General features: G+C 65.2%; 18 protein-coding genes and 1 tRNA gene. 16 read left to right on the forward strand and 3 right to left on the reverse strand.

Features of this window, described 5'->3' with window-relative positions:
* Complete coding sequence (gene carA, locus AC1DPF_RS00720) at positions 1 to 1,170, reverse strand: glutamine-hydrolyzing carbamoyl-phosphate synthase small subunit (RefSeq protein WP_477866410.1); 1,170 nt, start codon at positions 1,168 to 1,170, stop codon at positions 1 to 3.
* A gap of 141 nt (positions 1,171 to 1,311) precedes the next feature.
* On the opposite strand from carA, the gene AC1DPF_RS00725 reads away from it, so the two are divergent.
* The 11 genes from AC1DPF_RS00725 to AC1DPF_RS00775 all read left to right on the forward strand — a co-directional run bounded on the left by AC1DPF_RS00725 (position 1,312) and on the right by AC1DPF_RS00775 (position 10,759).
* Positions 1,312 to 1,767 carry a GatB/YqeY domain-containing protein gene (locus tag AC1DPF_RS00725; RefSeq protein ID WP_477959209.1) on the forward strand — a complete coding sequence of 152 codons (456 nt, stop codon included), beginning with the start codon at positions 1,312 to 1,314 and terminating at the stop codon, positions 1,765 to 1,767.
* Between the two features lie 127 nt (positions 1,768 to 1,894).
* The gene (locus AC1DPF_RS00730) at positions 1,895 to 2,245 is read left to right on the forward strand and encodes a GIY-YIG nuclease family protein (RefSeq protein WP_477959211.1); all 351 of its coding nucleotides are present in this window, start codon (positions 1,895 to 1,897) and stop codon (positions 2,243 to 2,245) included.
* On the forward strand, positions 2,242 to 4,128 hold the full coding sequence (dnaG, locus tag AC1DPF_RS00735; RefSeq protein ID WP_477959213.1) for a DNA primase: 1,887 nt from the start codon (positions 2,242 to 2,244) through the stop codon (positions 4,126 to 4,128). Before AC1DPF_RS00730 ends, dnaG begins: the two co-directional genes overlap by 4 nt.
* A 53-nt stretch (positions 4,129 to 4,181) precedes the next feature.
* Positions 4,182 to 6,206, forward strand: a complete 2,025-nt coding sequence (gene rpoD / locus AC1DPF_RS00740) for an RNA polymerase sigma factor RpoD (RefSeq protein ID WP_477866403.1) — start codon at positions 4,182 to 4,184, stop codon at positions 6,204 to 6,206.
* A gap of 164 nt (positions 6,207 to 6,370) precedes the next feature.
* Positions 6,371 to 7,039, forward strand: a complete 669-nt coding sequence (locus AC1DPF_RS00745; protein WP_477866401.1) for a PepSY-associated TM helix domain-containing protein — start codon at positions 6,371 to 6,373, stop codon at positions 7,037 to 7,039.
* 10 nt (positions 7,040 to 7,049) lie between these two features.
* Positions 7,050 to 7,532, forward strand: a complete 483-nt coding sequence (locus tag AC1DPF_RS00750) for a DUF2271 domain-containing protein (RefSeq protein ID WP_477866399.1) — start codon at positions 7,050 to 7,052, stop codon at positions 7,530 to 7,532.
* An 11-nt stretch (positions 7,533 to 7,543) separates the two neighbouring features.
* The gene (locus AC1DPF_RS00755; protein WP_477959215.1) at positions 7,544 to 8,410 is read left to right on the forward strand and encodes a DUF4198 domain-containing protein; all 867 of its coding nucleotides are present in this window, start codon (positions 7,544 to 7,546) and stop codon (positions 8,408 to 8,410) included.
* 95 nt (positions 8,411 to 8,505) lie between these two features.
* Positions 8,506 to 9,369 carry an FAD:protein FMN transferase gene (locus AC1DPF_RS00760; protein WP_477866967.1) on the forward strand — a complete coding sequence of 288 codons (864 nt, stop codon included), beginning with the start codon at positions 8,506 to 8,508 and terminating at the stop codon, positions 9,367 to 9,369.
* Positions 9,370 to 9,437: 68 nt separating this feature from the next.
* Positions 9,438 to 9,668 (forward strand): phosphoribosylformylglycinamidine synthase subunit PurS, encoded by a 231-nt coding sequence (gene purS / locus AC1DPF_RS00765; RefSeq protein WP_477866395.1) that lies wholly within the window; start codon positions 9,438 to 9,440, stop codon positions 9,666 to 9,668.
* A 15-nt stretch (positions 9,669 to 9,683) separates the two neighbouring features.
* Complete coding sequence (gene purQ, locus AC1DPF_RS00770) at positions 9,684 to 10,349, forward strand: phosphoribosylformylglycinamidine synthase subunit PurQ (RefSeq protein ID WP_477866393.1); 666 nt, start codon at positions 9,684 to 9,686, stop codon at positions 10,347 to 10,349.
* A complete protein-coding gene (locus tag AC1DPF_RS00775) occupies positions 10,346 to 10,759 on the forward strand; it encodes a GFA family protein (RefSeq protein WP_477866391.1) in 414 nt (137 codons plus the stop codon). Before purQ ends, AC1DPF_RS00775 begins: the two co-directional genes overlap by 4 nt.
* Positions 10,760 to 10,765: 6 nt before the next feature.
* On the opposite strand, the gene AC1DPF_RS00780 is transcribed toward AC1DPF_RS00775, so the two are convergent.
* The gene (locus AC1DPF_RS00780) at positions 10,766 to 11,524 is read right to left on the reverse strand and encodes a queuosine precursor transporter (protein WP_477866389.1); all 759 of its coding nucleotides are present in this window, start codon (positions 11,522 to 11,524) and stop codon (positions 10,766 to 10,768) included.
* Positions 11,525 to 11,583: 59 nt separating this feature from the next.
* On the opposite strand from AC1DPF_RS00780, the gene AC1DPF_RS00785 reads away from it, so the two are divergent.
* The 5 genes from AC1DPF_RS00785 (at position 11,584) to AC1DPF_RS00805 (ending at position 14,769) form a co-directional block, all read left to right on the forward strand.
* A tRNA-Arg gene (locus tag AC1DPF_RS00785) sits at positions 11,584 to 11,660 on the forward strand.
* Positions 11,661 to 11,745: 85 nt separating this feature from the next.
* Positions 11,746 to 12,519 carry a coenzyme F420-0:L-glutamate ligase gene (cofE, locus tag AC1DPF_RS00790; protein ID WP_477866387.1) on the forward strand — a complete coding sequence of 258 codons (774 nt, stop codon included), beginning with the start codon at positions 11,746 to 11,748 and terminating at the stop codon, positions 12,517 to 12,519.
* Entirely contained in the window at positions 12,516 to 13,439 is a 924-nt protein-coding gene (gene cofD, locus AC1DPF_RS00795; RefSeq protein WP_477866385.1) for a 2-phospho-L-lactate transferase, read from the forward strand. Before cofE ends, cofD begins: the two co-directional genes overlap by 4 nt.
* Position 13,440: 1 nt before the next feature.
* Positions 13,441 to 14,022 (forward strand): 2-phospho-L-lactate guanylyltransferase, encoded by a 582-nt coding sequence (gene cofC, locus AC1DPF_RS00800; protein ID WP_477866383.1) that lies wholly within the window; start codon positions 13,441 to 13,443, stop codon positions 14,020 to 14,022.
* A 243-nt stretch (positions 14,023 to 14,265) separates the two neighbouring features.
* Positions 14,266 to 14,769, forward strand: a complete 504-nt coding sequence (locus AC1DPF_RS00805) for an energy transducer TonB family protein (RefSeq protein ID WP_477866381.1) — start codon at positions 14,266 to 14,268, stop codon at positions 14,767 to 14,769.
* A gap of 110 nt (positions 14,770 to 14,879) precedes the next feature.
* On the opposite strand, the gene AC1DPF_RS00810 is transcribed toward AC1DPF_RS00805, so the two are convergent.
* On the reverse strand, positions 14,880 to 16,349 hold the full coding sequence (locus AC1DPF_RS00810; protein WP_477959217.1) for a leucyl aminopeptidase: 1,470 nt from the start codon (positions 16,347 to 16,349) through the stop codon (positions 14,880 to 14,882).
* Positions 16,350 to 16,368: the final 19 nt, after the last annotated feature.

The raw sequence follows: 16,368 nt of genomic DNA on the forward strand, positions 1-16,368 counted from the left end.
TCACCTGAGCTGGCTCACGAACTGCTCGAACAGATAGTGGCTGTCCTGGGGCCCAGGGCTGGCCTCGGGGTGGTACTGCACGCTGAACGCCGGCTTGTCGGTGAGCCGAAGCCCCGCCAGCGAACCGTCGAACAGCGACACATGGGTCGCCTCGGCATTGGCCGGCAGCGTCTCCGCGTCGACCGCGAAGCCGTGGTTCATCGATGTGATCTCGACCTTGCCGTCCTGGGCGCGCTTGACGGGATGGTTCGCGCCGCGGTGGCCCTGGTGCATCTTGAAGGTCTTCGCGCCCACCGCCAGGCCCAGCATCTGGTGGCCCAGGCAGATGCCGAAGATCGGCTTGCCGATCTCGAGCAGCTGGCGGATCACCGGCACCGCATATTCGCCGGTGGCGGCCGGATCGCCCGGCCCGTTGGACAGGAACACGCCGTCCGGTTCGTGCGCCATCACCTCCTCGAAGGTCGCGGTGGCGGGCACGACGGTGACACGGGCGCCGGCGGCGACGAGATTGCGCAGGATGTTGCGCTTCAGGCCGAAATCTATCGCGACGACATGGGGAGCATCGGGCTGTGCGGCGTCGACGTCATAGCCCTCGCCCAACGCCCACAATCCGTCAGACCATTTGTAGCTCTGGGTGGATGAGACCTGTTTCGCGAGATCCATGCCTTCGAGGCCCGGCCAATCGCGGGCCTTCTTCTGCAGGGCGGCGATGTCGAACCTGCCGCTCGGGCTGTGCGCGATGACGCCGTTCGGCGCGCCGCCGATCCGGATCGCCCGGGTCAATGCGCGGGTGTCGACCCCCGACAGGCCGATCCGGCCATTGGCTTTCAACCATGCGTCGAGATGCTGGGTCGAGCGGAAATTGGCGGGGTCGGTGACATCCTCACGCACCACCATGCCCAGCGCATGCGGGTTGATCGCCTCGATATCCTCGACGTTGGTGCCGACATTGCCGATATGCGGGAAGGTGAAGGTGATGATCTGCCCGGCATAGGAGGGATCGGTCATCACCTCCTGATATCCGGTCATCGCGGTATTGAAGCAGACCTCGCCAACCGCGTCGCCGGTTGCGCCGAATCCCCTGCCCCAGATTAAAGTGCCGTCTCCCAACACCAAAACGCCCGTTGCGCCCTCGGGGGGTGTCAGACGCGCGTGATCGGTTTCGGCCACGATCGGGCTCTCCTCTTGGCAACAGGGTGCGGGGCAAACGGCGGCGTAACTAGGCACCGGTCCCGGCAGGGTCAATTCTATTAAAATAAGAATCTCTGTGCTAGCACTCCGCCTTTCCGATCCAGCTGCGACAGGCCCCCCATGATTCGAGACGATATCAAGACGGCGCTCGTCGTCGCAATGAAGGCGCGCGACGCCTCGACGACCGCGGCGATCCGGCTGATCCAGTCGTCGATCAAGAACCGCGACATCGAGCTGCGCACCGCCGCCAGCCAGCCCGACGACGATCTGCTGATCACCGAAGTGCTGCAGAAGATGATCAAGCAGCGCCGCGAATCGATCGACATGTACGAGAAGGGCAACCGCCCCGAACTGGCCGCCGCCGAAGCCGCCGAGGTCGCGGTGATCGAACGCTTCCTGCCGCAGCAGATGAGCGAAGCGGAAGCGACGGCCGCCGTCGACGCGATCGCCACCGAGCTGGGGGCGGCGTCGGTCAAGGACATGGGCCGGGTAATGGCGGCGCTGAAGGAACGCCACGCCGGCCAGATGGACATGGCGAAGGCCAGCGGCCTGGTGAAGGCGCGACTGGCGGGGTAAGCGAACAAAGGTAGGACGCCGATCCTCCCCTCCCGCTTGCGGAGAGTCCATTTTTCCGTTCGTCCCGAGCGAAGTCGAGGGACGTTGTCGGCTCGACAGGCCCGTAGCGCTGTAGCAGATTCACCCGATGGCGTTCTGGGTCTACATCCTGCAATGTGACGATGGCCGCTTTTATACCGGCCATACGGATGATCTGGATAGACGTGTGGCGGAGCATCAGGCAGGCGGATTCTGCGGGTTTACGAGCAGGCGGCGCCCGGTTCGATTGATGTGGTTTGAGAATTTCCAGACGCGGATAGAGGCGCTGGAGGCGGAGCGGCGTATCAAGCCGTGGTCGCGAGCCAAAAAGGACGCGTTGATTCGGGGCGATTGGGCATCTCTCTCCCACTTCGCGCGTCCCCCTCGCGAACGTCCCTCGACTTCGCTCGGGACGAACGGGCTTCAGGATGTCCCCGTTGGCGGGAAGGAGGAGCGTTGAGCCTCTCCCCGCAATTCCTTGACGAACTACGCCAGCGCACCACGCTCTCGACGCTGATCGGGAGGTCGGTGAAGCTCGTCAAGGCGGGTCGCGAGTTCAAGGCCTGCTGCCCGTTTCATAACGAGAAGTCGCCCAGCTTCTACGTCAACGACGACAAGGGCTTCTACCACTGCTTCGGCTGCAGCGCGCATGGCGACGCGATCCGCTTCCTGACCGAGGCAAAGGGCCTGCCGTTCATGGATGCAGTCAAGGAGCTCGCCCAGGCAGCGGGAATGGAGGTTCCTGCCCCCGATCCCCGCGCAGCCGAGCGCAACGACCATCATGCCGGGCTGCATGAAGTGATGGCCGGTGCCGCTACGTGGTTCGAGGAACAGCTTGCCGGCGTGGAGGGTGCGGAAGCGCGTGCCTATCTGAAGCGGCGCGGCATCGATGATCGGCTGGCGAAGGCCTTCCATATCGGCTTTGCGCCCGATTCGCGCGGCAAGCTCAAGAGCGCTCTCAAAGCGTTCGGCGAGAGCAAACTGATCGAGACCGGCCTGCTGATCCTGGTCGAGGAGAAGGAGCCCTATGACCGGTTCCGCGGCCGGTTGATGATCCCGATCCGCGATCAGCGCGGCCGGGTGATCGCGTTCGGCGGCCGCATCCTCGACAGCGGCGAGCCGAAATATCTGAACTCTCCCGACACACCGCTGTTCGATAAGGGCCGTACCCTGTTCAACATCGATCGCGCTGGCCCGGCCTCCCGCAAGGCGGGACGGATCGTCGCAGTCGAGGGCTATATGGACGTGATCGCGCTCGCCAGGGCCGGCATCGAGGAAGCGGTCGCTCCGCTCGGTACCGCGTTGACCGAGATGCAGCTCGAACGGCTCTGGCGGATGGCGGAGGTGCCGATCCTGTGCTTCGACGGCGACAAGGCCGGGCAGAAGGCGGCGATCCGCGCCGCCCAGCGCGCACTGCCGATGATCGCGCCAGGCCGCACGCTGCGCTTCGCATTGCTGCCGGGCGGACAGGATCCCGACGATCTGGTCAAGACCGGCGGCGCTTCCGCGGTCGAGGCGGTGTTCGGCCAGGCGATCAGCCTCGACGAGCTGCTGTGGCGCAGCGAATATGAAGCGCAGCCGCTCGACACGCCCGAGGCGCGGGCGGGCCTGCGCAAAAGGCTGGGCGAACTGGCCGGCACGATCCAGGACCGCGATGTCCGCGAACAATATCAGGGCGAGTTCCGCCGTCGCTTCGACGACCTGTTCGCCGCCCCGCCGCGTCGTCCGTTCGAGCGTCAGTTTCAGCCCCGCGGTGGCGGTGCGGGTGGCGGTGCCGCTGGCCGCCGTCCCGGCAAGCCCTGGAAGCCCGAATCACTGCCGCCGTCGCGCGCCGCCCATGCCGTCAACCTGTCGGGCATCGACCGGATGCTCGTCCGCGCGATCCTGTCCGGCTTGTTGCGCTATCCCGCGCTGTTCGCCACCGATATCGAGGCGATCGGCCGGCTCGAGTTGGGCGATGAGCGGCTGGAGCGCCTCCGTTCCGCCGCTTTCGAGGCCAGCCTCGCCGGAGCCCCGCTTGAAAAGGACCGTCTTGAAACCATATTGCGTGAGGCGGGGTTTGGGGTCGTGATCGAGGAGCTCAAGGCAACGAACGCTCTTGCCTTTTCCTTCTTGCGCGGCAATGCCGATCCTGACCGTGCTGTGCGCGATCTTTCGGCGGCAATCGAGGCCCTGGCGGCGCGTCCCATGCTGGATGCGGCGCTGCGGGAGGCGACCGAGAGATTGGGTATGGCAACCGACGAGGCGGGACTGGACGAGCAGCATAGACTGCTTATGGCCCGTGACGCGGCGGATCGCGCGCTCACCGATCTCGCCCAGGGCGGGGACGGCGAGGGCGCTTAAACTTGTTTGGGCCGGGTTCGGCCTGGGTTATTCGAATTTGAGGGCTGGTCTTAATGGCGAAGACGAACGGGAGCGATGGTGGCGATCGGACTGATGGCGATGCCCCGCTCATCGATCTCAACGAAGGGTCGCTGAAGAAGCTGATCGCCCGCGCGAAGCGCAAGGGCTACATCACCTATGAGCAGCTCAACGAAGCGCTGCCGCAGGATCAGATGACTTCCGACCAGCTCGAGGACGTCATGTCCGCGCTCAACGAGATGGGCGTGAACATCGTCGAGAACGAAGAAGGCGGCGAGGACGAGCAGCCCGAGGACGATAGCGCCGACGAGGCTGCCGCGTCCGAGGAGGCCGACGCCGGTCCTACCCTTACCACCACCGTCAAGAAGGAAACCGTCGATCGTACCGACGATCCCGTGCGGATGTATCTGCGCGAGATGGGCGCCGTCGAGCTGCTCAGCCGCGAGGGCGAAATCGCCATCGCCAAGCGCATCGAGGCCGGCCGCGACACGATGATCCTGGGGCTGTGCGAGAGCCCGATCACCTTCAACGCGATCATCGACTGGTCGAACGCGCTCAACGAAGGCACGATGCAGCTGCGCGAGATTCTTGATCTCGACGCCATGCTGTCGAAGGGCCCGACCGCCGAGCAGGTCGAGAACGAGGACGAAGGGGGCGAGATATCCGCCGAGACCGCCGGGCCGACCTTCAAGGAGGAGGAAGAGCCCGAGGAGGAGCCCGCCGCCGACGAGGACGAGGAATCGATGACCGAACGGCGCGCGCCGCGCCCGCAGGAAGACGATGACGAGGACAACACGCTCAGCCTCGCCCAGATGGAGGAGCAGCTCAAGCCACTGGCGCTCGAGCGGTTCGCGACGATCACCGATCTCTACAAGTCCTTTTCCGCCGTTCAGGCGGCGCGCGTCGCCGCGCTCAGCGTCGGCGACGATTTCCCGTCGTCCGAAGAAGATCGCTACCAGGAACTGCGCGAACAGCTGACCGCCGAGGTCGAGAGCGTCCAGTTCCACGGTGCCAAGATCGAATATCTCGTTGATCAGCTCTACTCGTTCAACCGCCGGCTCACCACGCTGGGCGGCCAGATGCTCCGCCTCGCGGAGCGCCACAAGGTGCCGCGCAAGGACTTCCTCGACGCCTATATCAACCACGAGATGGAAGAAGGCTGGCTGGAGCGGGTCGCCAAGATCGACAAGAAGTGGGCGAATTTCGCGGTCACCGAGGCCGACTCTGTCGAGCGGATTCGCAATGAGATCAACGAGATCGCCCAGGCGACCGGCATGGCGCTCAGCGAGTTCCGCCGCATCGTCAACATGGTCCAGAAGGGCGAGCGCGAAGCACGCATCGCCAAGAAGGAGATGGTCGAGGCGAATCTGCGGCTCGTGATCTCGATCGCTAAGAAATATACCAACCGCGGATTGCAGTTCCTGGATCTGATCCAGGAGGGCAATATCGGACTGATGAAGGCCGTCGATAAATTCGAATATCGGCGCGGCTATAAGTTCAGCACTTATGCGACCTGGTGGATCCGGCAGGCGATCACCCGCTCGATCGCGGATCAGGCGCGGACTATCCGCATCCCGGTCCACATGATCGAGACGATCAACAAGCTCGTTCGTACGAGCCGCCAGATCCTCCACGAGATCGGCCGCGAGCCGACGCCCGAAGAACTGGCCGAACGGTTGTCGATGCCGCTCGAGAAGGTCCGCAAGGTGATGAAGATCGCCAAGGAGCCGATCAGCCTCGAGACCCCGATCGGCGACGAGGAAGATTCACATCTCGGCGACTTCATCGAAGACAAGAACGCGATCATTCCAGTCGACGCGGCGATCCAGGCAAACCTCAAGGAGACGGTTACCCGCGTCCTGGCGAGTCTCACCCCGCGCGAGGAGCGCGTGCTGCGGATGCGCTTCGGCATCGGCATGAACACCGATCACACGCTCGAGGAAGTCGGCCAGCAATTCTCGGTGACGCGCGAGCGCATCCGCCAGATCGAGGCGAAGGCGCTGCGCAAGCTCAAGCACCCGAGCCGCAGCCGCAAGATGCGCAGCTTCCTGGATCAATAGCGAAGCGATCCCGCTCAACCGGAGGAGACCAAGCTTCGGCGAGTGGTTCCCGAGGATAAACGGTCGAGACGATCGGTAGCGGCACGCACTCATCGCCTGTCCTGTATTGCGAATTATTCGCATTAGCTATTGCGGCGCGCCAGCCTTCGCGTTACTCGGCGGTGGTGAACCGGTCGCCCGATCCCGCCACCTTCGTCGAGAGGCGCAAGCCTATAGCGCGGCCCTGGTATCGGTCGCGGGGCTGGTGGCTCAAGCAGCTGCACAAATGGCATTGGATGAGCGCAGCCGTGTCGATGATCGGCATGCTGCTGTTCGCCGCAACCGGCATCACCCTCAACCACGCGGCGACGATCAACGCGGTCCCGCAGACGCGCGCGCTCAAGGGCCAGCTTGCTGCCCCCCTGCTGTCCCGGCTGGCCAAGCCTGCCTCGGACGCGGCCAGCCTGCCCGCTCCCGTAGCGGATGAACTCCGCAGCAGCACAGGACTGGACGCCAGCGGCAAGGCCGGCGAATGGTCCGAAGGCGAAGTCTATATCGCACTCCCTCGCCCGGGCGGGGATGCGTGGGTCAGCATCGATCGGCGCAGCGGCGCGATAACAGCCGAAGTCACCGACCGCGGCTGGATCAGCTGGGCAAATGATCTCCACAAGGGACGCAATACCGGCGCCGCGTGGAGCTGGTTTATCGACATCTTCGCGGGCGCCTGCATCCTCTTCACGCTCAGCGGGCTGTTCCTGCTCTACATGCATTCGAAGCCGCGCCCTCTGACCTGGCCGCTGATCGGCCTCGGCATGGTCGCGCCGCTGCTGCTCATCCTCCTCTTCGTCCATTGAGAGTATATCGATGCGTTATACGTCCTTCCTGACTTTGAGCGGCATGGTTGCGGCACCTGCCATGGCGGCCGGCACCGTCAACGTCACCATCCCTCGCCTGAACGTCGCCGAATATCACAAGCCCTATATGGCGGTGTGGATCGAGCCGGCCGGTGGCGGCGCGCCGCGCACAGTGGCGATCTGGTATGATCTCAAGAAGGGCGGCAACGAGCCAGGCACCAAATGGCTGTCCGAACTGCGCGCATGGTGGCGCAAGGGCGGCAAGAGCCTGAACATGCCCGCCGACGGTATCAGCGGCGCGACCCGCGCACCCGGCAGCTATGCCATCCCCCTGCCCGCCGATCTCAAGCCCGGCGCCTATGTCCTCAATGTCGAGGCTGCGCGGGAGACCGGTGGCCGCGAGGTCGTATCGATGCCGATCAGCATACCCGCCAAGGCCGCCAAGGCGGGGGGCAAGAGCGAACTCGGCACCATCACCCTCTCCGCCCGCTGATAGGAACGGCCATGAAGCGCCTCGCCGCCCGCCTGCTTGCCGCAGCCGCCCTGTTGTCGCTGCCGGTCGCCGCCTCGGCGCATCGCCAGTGGCTGCTCCCCAGCGCCACGATCTTCTCCGGGACCGACAGCTGGGTCACCGTCGACGCCGCCGCCTCGAACGACCTGTTCTTCGCCGACCATCAGCCGATGCGGCTTGACGGGCTCAAGGCCTGGGCTCCGGACGGCAGCGAGGCCAGGATCGAGAACGCGTCGACCGGCCGCTACCGATCGACGTTCGACGTCAAGCTCGACAAGCCGGGCACCTGGAAGATCGGCACCCAGGGCACCAACGTGATGGGCAGCTTCAAGCTGAATGGCGAAGAGCGCCGCGTCGGCGGGCGGCCCGGCGGCGCGCCGGCCATGGCTGCAGGTGCGCCGGGCGCCCCTCCCCGCGCGCCTGCGGTATCGGTCACGGAAATCCCGCCCGAGGCAACCGATGTGAAGCTGATCGAGGTGGTCAGCCGCAACGAGATCTTCGTGACCGCCGATGCGCCGAGCACGACGGTTTTCAAGCCGATCGGCAAGGGTCTCGAGCTCGAGCCGATCACCCACCCCGACGAACTGGTGACCGGCGAGACGGCGAGCTTTCGCTTCCTGGTCGACGGCAAGCCCGCCGCGGGCCTCAAGGTAACCGTCGTGCCGGGCGGCAAGCGCTATCGCAACGACGATGGCGCGCGCGAGCTGACCGCTGGCGCCGATGGTGTCGTTCGGATCGACTGGCCGGCGGCGGGGATGTACTGGATCAACGCCACGGCCACCGACGACAGGACCTCCGAACCGCGGGCCAGCCAGCGCCGGCTCACCTACATGACGACCGTCGAGGTGCTGCTCCCCTGAGCCAGCCGCGCATTGCCCTGCCCAGCGAGATAGCGATCGGCGCCTTTGCCGATCGCGATCCGTCGCGTCCCGTGAGGACATTGGGGGGCGAGACGATGGGGACGCGCTGGTCGGTTCTTTTCGCCGCACCTGCCGCTTGCGATATCGCCATGGTCGAGGCTGCGCTCCTGGAGCGGCTCGAGCGGATCATCGCGGAGATGAGCCATTGGCGCCCGGACTCGGTGATCTCCGCCTACAACCGCGCGGCACCCGGAACATGGGTCGAACTCCCACCGGATTTCGTCGCCGTCATCGACGCCGCTCTGGACATCGCCCGGCGCAGCCGGGGCGCGTTCGATCCCGCGATCGGCCGGCTCGTCGATCTGCGCGGCTTCGGTCCCGAACCGGCGAACCGGAGCGACGACGCGCGCATGATCGAAGCGGCCCGCGCCGCGGCGGGTTGGCAGCGCCTGCGCCGGGACGGTGGGCGCCTGCTCCAGCCAGGCGGCCTCGCGCTTGACCTTTCGGGCATCGCCAAAGGCTATGCCGTCGACGCGCTCGTCGCTCAGCTGGCCGAGCAGGGCATCGGCCATGCACTGGTCGAGATCGGCGGCGAACTGGCCGGACGCGGCGTGCGCCCGGACGGCGACCCCTGGTGGGTCGAGCTGGAAGATCCGCCGGGCCTCGCCCTTCCCCGCCTGCGGATAGCGTTGCATGGCCTGGCCGTCGCGACATCGGGCGACTATCGGCGCGGGGCGCACAGCATCGACCCACGCACGGGCAGGTCGATCGACAACGGTATCCGCTCGGTCAGCGTCATTCACGAAAGCGCCATGCTGGCCGACGCCTGGGCGACCGCGCTGACCGTACTGGGGGAGGAACAAGGTCTGGCGCTGGCGGCGCGCGAGGGGCTGGCGGCCCGGATCATAAGCGATATCGAGCTTCTCAGCCCCGCGCTCGCGGCGATGCTCGATTATTAGCCGACGCCCCTTGCCCGCTGCCGCCTTCGTCGTCATAGGGGCGGCACATTCCAGATTATGAGGCCGCGATGAAAACCCGCGTCTATGTGACCCTGAAGGGCGGCGTGCTCGATCCGCAGGGCAAGGCGATCCACCACGCGCTGGGCTCGCTCGGTTTCTCGGGCGTGAACGATGTCCGTGCCGGCAAGCTGATCGAACTCGACCATGACGAGGGTGTCAGCGACACCGATATCGAGGCGATGTGCAAGAAGCTCCTTGCCAACACCGTCATCGAGAATTTCCGGATCGAACGCAGCTAAAGCGGAGACCAGGCCATGAAGAGCGCCGTCATCGTCTTTCCCGGATCGAACTGCGACCGCGACCTCGCCGTCGCGATCCGCGACGTCACCGGCCACGCGCCGGAGATGCTGTGGCATGGCGAAAGCGAACTGCCGGACGGCATCGGCCTGATCGCGGTGCCCGGCGGCTTTTCCTATGGCGATTACCTGCGTTCGGGCGCCATGGCGGCGCGCTCCCGCATCATGCGCGCGATCGTCGAGGCGGCCGGCCGGGGCGTACCCGTTCTGGGCATCTGCAACGGCTTCCAGATCCTGACCGAGGCGGGGCTGCTGCCCGGCGCGCTGATGCGCAACGAGGGGCTGAACTTCGTCTGCCGCGATGTCGCCCTGACCGTCGAGAACAGCCAGTCGACCTTCACCGCGCGCTACGACGCGGGCGAGACGATCCACCTGCCGGTGGCGCATCATGACGGCAACTTCACGGCGGACAGCGGAACGCTCGATCGCATCGAAGGCGAAGGCCGCGTCGCCTTCCGCTATGCCGAGGCTGTCAACGGCTCGGCGCGCAATATTGCCGGCATCCTCAACGATTCCGGCAATGTCCTGGGCATGATGCCGCATCCCGAGCGCGTCATCGAAACCGCGCATGGCAAGACGGACGGCCGTCGGCTGTTCGAAGGGCTGCTCGAGACCGTGGCGTGAGCCACGGGGCCGGCTGCCTCTGCGGCGCCGTCCGCTTCACGATCGAGGCCGAGCCGATGGCGGCCCGCACATGCTGGTGCCGGCTGTGCCAATATCTCGGCGGCGGCACTGCGACCGCGAATATCTGCTTTCCGTCTGACAAGGTCAGCTCAAGCGGCGAAATCCGATATTTCGACCGCATCGCCGACAGCGGCAACCTGATGCGCCGCGGCTTCTGCCCGACCTGCGGCACGCCGTTGACCAGCCAGGCGCTCAGCCGCCCGACCCTGATCTTCCTGCGCATCGGAACCCTCGACGACCCGAACCTGATGGGTCCGCAGATAACGATCTGGACCTCGCAGGCGCCCGACTGGGCCTGCATCTCAGCCGATATACCGAGCATCGAGAAACAGCCCCTGCCGGTTGGCTGATGCTCGTCAGATCGCCGCTTTGAACGGCGTGAAGTCGGTCTTTCCATCGAAGATGTCGATGCCCTCGCGCCGCTTGAGGAAGTTGACGACGGCATAGGTCGCCGGGGTCAAAATCACTTCCCAGCTCACCTTGAGCACCCATTGCGTGACGAGCACCTTGAACACCAGCCCGGTCGTCCAGCCCTGCGCACCGAGGAAGGCGAGAGGATAGAAAATGATGCTGTCGACCGCCTGCCCAACCACCGTCGAGCCGATCGTCCGCGTCCAAAGATGCTTGCCCTGCGTCATCACCTTCATCTTGGCGAGTACGAAGCTGTTCGCGAACTCGCCTGACCAGAAAGCGACGATCGACGCGAAAACGATGCGCGGCACCTGTCCGAAGACCTGCTCATAGGCCGCCTGGCCGCCCCAATCCGCGGCGGGAGGCAGGGCCACGACCACCCAGCTCATGAACGCCATGAACAGCAGCGCCACCGTTCCCGCCCAGATGCAGCGGCGCGCGCGGGCATAGCCATAGACCTCGGTCAGGATATCGCCGAGCACGTAGCCGATCGGGAAGAACAATATGCCGGCGCCGAATGGCCAGGCGCCGATCCCCGGCAGGTCGACGGTTGCGACCTTGCCCGCACCCAGCACGTTCGACAGCAGCAGGATCGTGACGAACGCCGCCATCACGAAATCGAAATAGCGTAGCGGGCGTCCCTTCAGGGCTTCGGCGTCGATCGCGGTGAGCGTTCCGGGTGTAACGTCGTGCAAATCCTTCATCGGGGCTGACTAACCTCGTTCCATCGCGGCGCAAACCACGCTATCTGGCGGCCTTATGCGCGCCCGTAGCTCAGTTGGATAGAGCACGAGCCTTCTAAGCTTGGGGTCACAGGTTCGAATCCTGTCGGGCGCGCCATTTCTCGCATGCTGATCCGTCCTGGGCGCGCTGGCTCGCGCCCACTGATGTTGCGCCGCTCCGCGGTGGACCCTAAGGCGCTCGCATGACGGACCATTGCACTGCGCTCACGCTCTTCGCCCTCGGCGACGTACCGATGATCGACGAGGGCGCCGATCTCGCGGAGATCGTCCTGGCAGCGGTCGGGCATGACGGGCAGGTGCTCATCGACGGCGATGTCATTATCCTCGCGCAGAAGATCGTCTCCAAGGCCGAGGGCCGGTTGGTTGATCTCGCCACGATTGCGGTATCACCCCGGGCGGTCGATCTCGGGGAAGAGTCCGACAAGGATCCGCGGCTCGTCGAACTTATCCTGCGGGAATCGCAGGAAGTCATGAGGGTGCGCAAGGGCGCGCTGATCGTGCGCCACAGGCTGGGACTGGTGCTGGCCAACGCCGGTATCGACCAGTCCAACATCGATCATGGCGGCGCAACCTTCGCCTTGCTGCTGCCTGAGGATCCCGATGCCAGCGCGCAACGGATCCGCCGGGCGCTGGTGGAGCGCACCGGCGCAGACGTTGCGGTGCTGATCATCGACAGTCTCGGCCGCGCCTGGCGAACCGGGACCATCGGTACCGCGATCGGCGTGGCCGGCATGCCCGGGCTGGTCGATCTGCGCGGCCAGCCCGATCTTCACGGCCGCACGCTTGCGACCAGCGAGCTTGGTCTCGCCGATGAGGTTGCCGCCGCCGCCTCGCTGATCATGGGCCAGGCCGACGAAGGTCGACCGATCGTCCTCGCACGCGGCGTGGGCTATGGACGGCGCGACGGCACTGCCGCCGAGCTGATCCGCCCACGCCACATGGACATGTTCCCATGATCCTCGCGCTCGCAGGCGGGGTCGGCGGCGCCCGGCTCGCCAATGGTCTGGCGGCTATCCTCCCACCAGAACAGCTCATGATCGTCGTGAATACCGGCGATGATTTCGAGCACTTGGGGCTGTTGATCTGCCCCGACCTGGACACCGTCTGCTACACGCTGGCAGGCATCAACAACCCCGCGCAAGGCTGGGGTATCGAGGGGGAAAGCTGGGCGTTCATGGAGGCGCTCGGGCGTCTCGGCGGCGACACATGGTTCGCCTTGGGCGACCGGGACCTGGCGACCCACGTCACCCGAACCGGCATGCTCGGGCAAGAAAGTCTTTCCGGGATAACCGCCCGTCTCGCATCGTCCCTCGGCATAACCCATCTTATCGCACCGATGAGCGACGACCGGGTGCGCTCCATGATCGATACCGACGAAGGCGAGCTTGCCTTCCAGCATTATTTCGTCCGCCGTCGCGCGGCGCCGCGCTTCCGCTCCATCCGGTTCGAAGGGATCGAGGTTGCGAAACCCTCCCCCGCACTTCTCCAGGCGCTCGACGATCCCGCTCTCGAGGCGATCATCCTGTGCCCCTCCAACCCGGTGCTGAGCATCGCGCCGATCCTCGCCATTCCGGGCATCCGCGCGCGTCTCGACGCACGCAGGGTCCCTGTCGTGGCAGTCTCGCCGTTCATCGGTGGCAAGGCCGTCAAAGGCCCCGCCGCGAAGATCATGGCTGAGATCGGCGTCGCCCCCAGCGCGGTCGGTCTCGTGGATTATTATGGCGGCCTGCTCGACGGCATCGTCGTCCACCATGCCGATGCAGGCGATCCTGTGGCCTCGGCCAAGCTGCACGTCACCGACACGCTGATGCGCGGACGCCAAGACCAGCATCAGCTTGCCGCTACGACGCTGGCCTTCGCCCGCGCCATCGGCTGACATGGCCTGCCATGTCCTTCTTGCGGTTCGCCCACCTGGCGAGGGCAAGAGCCGGCTCGCCGGCGTACTCAACGATACGGCCAGAGAATTGCTGAATTACAGAATGTTCCAGCATATTCTTGATGTAGCGCAAAAAGTGGTCTTGCCCGCGCACATCACAGTCGTCAGCCGGTCCGCGGCGTTGCTCGATCAAGCGCGCGCGGCGGGCTGCCATGCCGAGCCGGAACACGGCAACGATCTCAACCAGGCCTTGTCGCAAGCGGGACGGGCTGCGGTCGACAGGGGAGCGACGGAATTGCTGTCGCTAAGCAGCGACCTGCCCTTTCTCACGGTCGAGGATGTAACGACGATGCTTGCGGCCGATGGCGACCTCGTGATCGCGACCGATAGGCTGCACAGCGGCACGAATGCCCTGTTGATGCGGCGGCCGTTCGCGATCCCGTTCTGCTACGGACCAGGCAGTCTCGCGGCACATCTCGTAGCCGCCAAGAAAGCCGGGCTGAAGGCGGTCGTGGTGGATTCGCCGGGTCTGGCGCGCGATATCGACACCCCCGCAGATCTCGCGGAGCTTTCGAGGGGCTGACCGCAAGCGATGGAGAGGACCTCGTCGCACCCCCCGCAACATGGATCAAGATCTGCCTAGGAAGTTGTAATACATGGGTTAAATTTACGCGATTTGGAGTTGCACTCATCTCGCGGAAGCATAACGCTCCGGATTGGGCGTGCCGACTCGGCGCCCCCTTCGACCATAAGCGTGAAGTGACGTCAGAAACGTCGCCGGACAGCTCATGCGAGCGGCCGATCGTCCTTTATCGGGGAGATCGAGATGAAACGCTTTTTGTCCATGGTGATTGCGGGAGCATGTCTCTTCGCACCGACATCTCGGGCAACAGCTCAATCGACCGGCACGGCGGAAGAGCATGTTACCCTGGCACAATGGTCTAGTCGCGTAACGCGTGCATTGGAACATGGGCTTTCCTACCCGCCTGGCCTCCTCGGCAAGGCGAGCAACGAAGGCGTCGTCACTGTAAAGTTCAACTGCAGCGACAGTGGATCTCCGGCCGCGGTCGCACTGGAGAAATCGTCAGGTTCACGAGATCTGGACGCCGCCGCCCTGCGCGCGGTTTCCCACATCGCCACGCTACATCCCCTGCCTGACGGCATTGACCACGGCCAGAAGTTCCAAGCGCTGGTGCTGTTCGCGACGAGCGAGGACAGCAGGGATGCCATTATGAAGAAGATATCCAAGGAGGTAGCACTGCGTAACGCGTGGTTCGGGAAAGACGCGCGGTTCGCGAGTGTGGGCATAGTGCCCATTCATTCCCGATAGTCCCTCGCCCTGACCTCCAGCGGGGCGAAAAGGCGTAACCGGAAGACATCTGTTACTGTTGGCGTATATTTGGGGGATCCAGGCTGCCGGATCCCCCAAATACCCTTTCGCTATTTCTCGATGCTGTCCGCGATGAACCGATCGAGCAGGCGGACGCCATAGCCGGTGGCGCCCTTGTCCCAAGTCGCGCCGGGCTTCGAGGCCCACACCATACCCGCGATGTCGAGATGCGCCCAGCGCACGCCATCGTCGATATAGCGCTTGAGGAACTGTGCGGCGGTGATCGAGCCGCCCTCGCGGGGGCCGACATTCTTCATGTCTGCGATCGGGGAGTCGATCAGCTTGTCATAGGCCTCGCCCAGCGGCATCCGCCACAGCTTGTCGCCGACGGACGTGCCCGCCGCCAGCAACTGCCCGGCGAGTTCGTCATCATTGGCGAACATGCCGCCATATTCATAGCCGAGCGACACGATCATCGCGCCCGTAAGGGTGGCGAGATCGATGATCGTCTTCGGCGAATGGGTCTTCTGGACCCAGGTCAGCGCATCGCACAGGACAAGCCTGCCCTCGGCGTCAGTGTTGATGACCTCGATCGTCTGTCCCGACATCGAGGTCACTACGTCGCCCGGCCGCTGCGCATTGCCGTCGGGCATATTCTCCACCAGCCCGCACACGCCGATGACATGCGCCCGGGCCTTGCGCAGGGCGAGCGCCTTCATCGTGCCCGCAACCGCGCCGGCGCCGCCCATGTCCCATTTCATGTCCTCCATGCCGGCTGGCGGCTTCAGCGAGATGCCGCCGGTGTCGAAGGTGACGCCCTTGCCGACCAGCGCGATCGGCGGCTCCGCGCCATCCGTGCCGTCCCAGGTCATGACCAGGAGCCGGGCCGGCCGCACCGATCCCTGAGAAACGCCGAGCAGCGCGCCCATGCCGAGGGCCGCCATCTCCTCTTCGCCCAGCACGTCGATCCTGACGCCGAGATCGGCAAGCGGACGGCAGCGTTCGACGAAACTTTCCGGATAAAGGATGTTGGCCGGCTCGGTGATCAGCGTGCGGGTGAACATCACCCCTTCGGCGACAGCCTCGCGGGCGGCCCACAGCGATGCCGCGTCGGCGCCGCCGCCGATGATCACGATCTCCTCCAACGAAGGCCGCTGCTTGGCATCGAGCTTGGTGCGATAGATGTCGTGCCGCCAACTCCGCAGCGCCGCCCCGAAGGCAAGCGACACCGCCGCCTCGGCCTGATCGCTGCCAGAAGCGCCCGAAATGTCGACCACCAGGCTCTTCTCTCCCGAGGTCAACAGCTTGGCCGCCAGCGCCGCGCCGGCGCGCTCAAAATCCTTCTTGGCGCCGATCCCGACGAGCAACAGGCGGCGATGCGCGCCGTCGGTTTCGCCGAAGAACTCCACTACCGCGCCATTGTCGCCATCGAAGCGATTGGCCGCGCCGGCCGCGCGTGCCAGCGCCTGGATCGGAGCCGGCAAAGCCGAGACGCCCCCGCCGCCCAGGGTGCCGGGCGCAACGACGATTGCCAGAGCATGAGTCGCGGCCGGCCGATGGTCGGCAAAGCTGATACGCATTTATGAGATTTCCTTATTT

The sequence above is a fragment of the Rhizorhabdus sp. P4_G6 genome, assembly GCF_056401045.1.

Coding starts and splice junctions, on each gene's coding strand:
- AC1DPF_RS00725 (WP_477959209.1), top strand. CDS start 1,312: ATGATTCGAGACGATATCAAGACGGCGCTCGTCGTCGCAATGAAGGCG.
- AC1DPF_RS00730 (WP_477959211.1), top strand. CDS start 1,895: ATGGCGTTCTGGGTCTACATCCTGCAATGTGACGATGGCCGCTTTTAT.
- rpoD (WP_477866403.1), top strand. CDS start 4,182: ATGGCGAAGACGAACGGGAGCGATGGTGGCGATCGGACTGATGGCGAT.
- AC1DPF_RS00750 (WP_477866399.1), top strand. CDS start 7,050: ATGCGTTATACGTCCTTCCTGACTTTGAGCGGCATGGTTGCGGCACCT.
- AC1DPF_RS00755 (WP_477959215.1), top strand. CDS start 7,544: ATGAAGCGCCTCGCCGCCCGCCTGCTTGCCGCAGCCGCCCTGTTGTCG.
- AC1DPF_RS00760 (WP_477866967.1), top strand. CDS start 8,506: ATGGGGACGCGCTGGTCGGTTCTTTTCGCCGCACCTGCCGCTTGCGAT.
- purS (WP_477866395.1), top strand. CDS start 9,438: ATGAAAACCCGCGTCTATGTGACCCTGAAGGGCGGCGTGCTCGATCCG.
- purQ (WP_477866393.1), top strand. CDS start 9,684: ATGAAGAGCGCCGTCATCGTCTTTCCCGGATCGAACTGCGACCGCGAC.
- AC1DPF_RS00780 (WP_477866389.1), bottom strand. CDS start 11,524: ATGAAGGATTTGCACGACGTTACACCCGGAACGCTCACCGCGATCGAC.
- cofE (WP_477866387.1), top strand. CDS start 11,746: ATGACGGACCATTGCACTGCGCTCACGCTCTTCGCCCTCGGCGACGTA.
- cofD (WP_477866385.1), top strand. CDS start 12,516: ATGATCCTCGCGCTCGCAGGCGGGGTCGGCGGCGCCCGGCTCGCCAAT.
- cofC (WP_477866383.1), top strand. CDS start 13,441: ATGGCCTGCCATGTCCTTCTTGCGGTTCGCCCACCTGGCGAGGGCAAG.
- AC1DPF_RS00805 (WP_477866381.1), top strand. CDS start 14,266: ATGAAACGCTTTTTGTCCATGGTGATTGCGGGAGCATGTCTCTTCGCA.
- AC1DPF_RS00810 (WP_477959217.1), bottom strand. CDS start 16,349: ATGCGTATCAGCTTTGCCGACCATCGGCCGGCCGCGACTCATGCTCTG.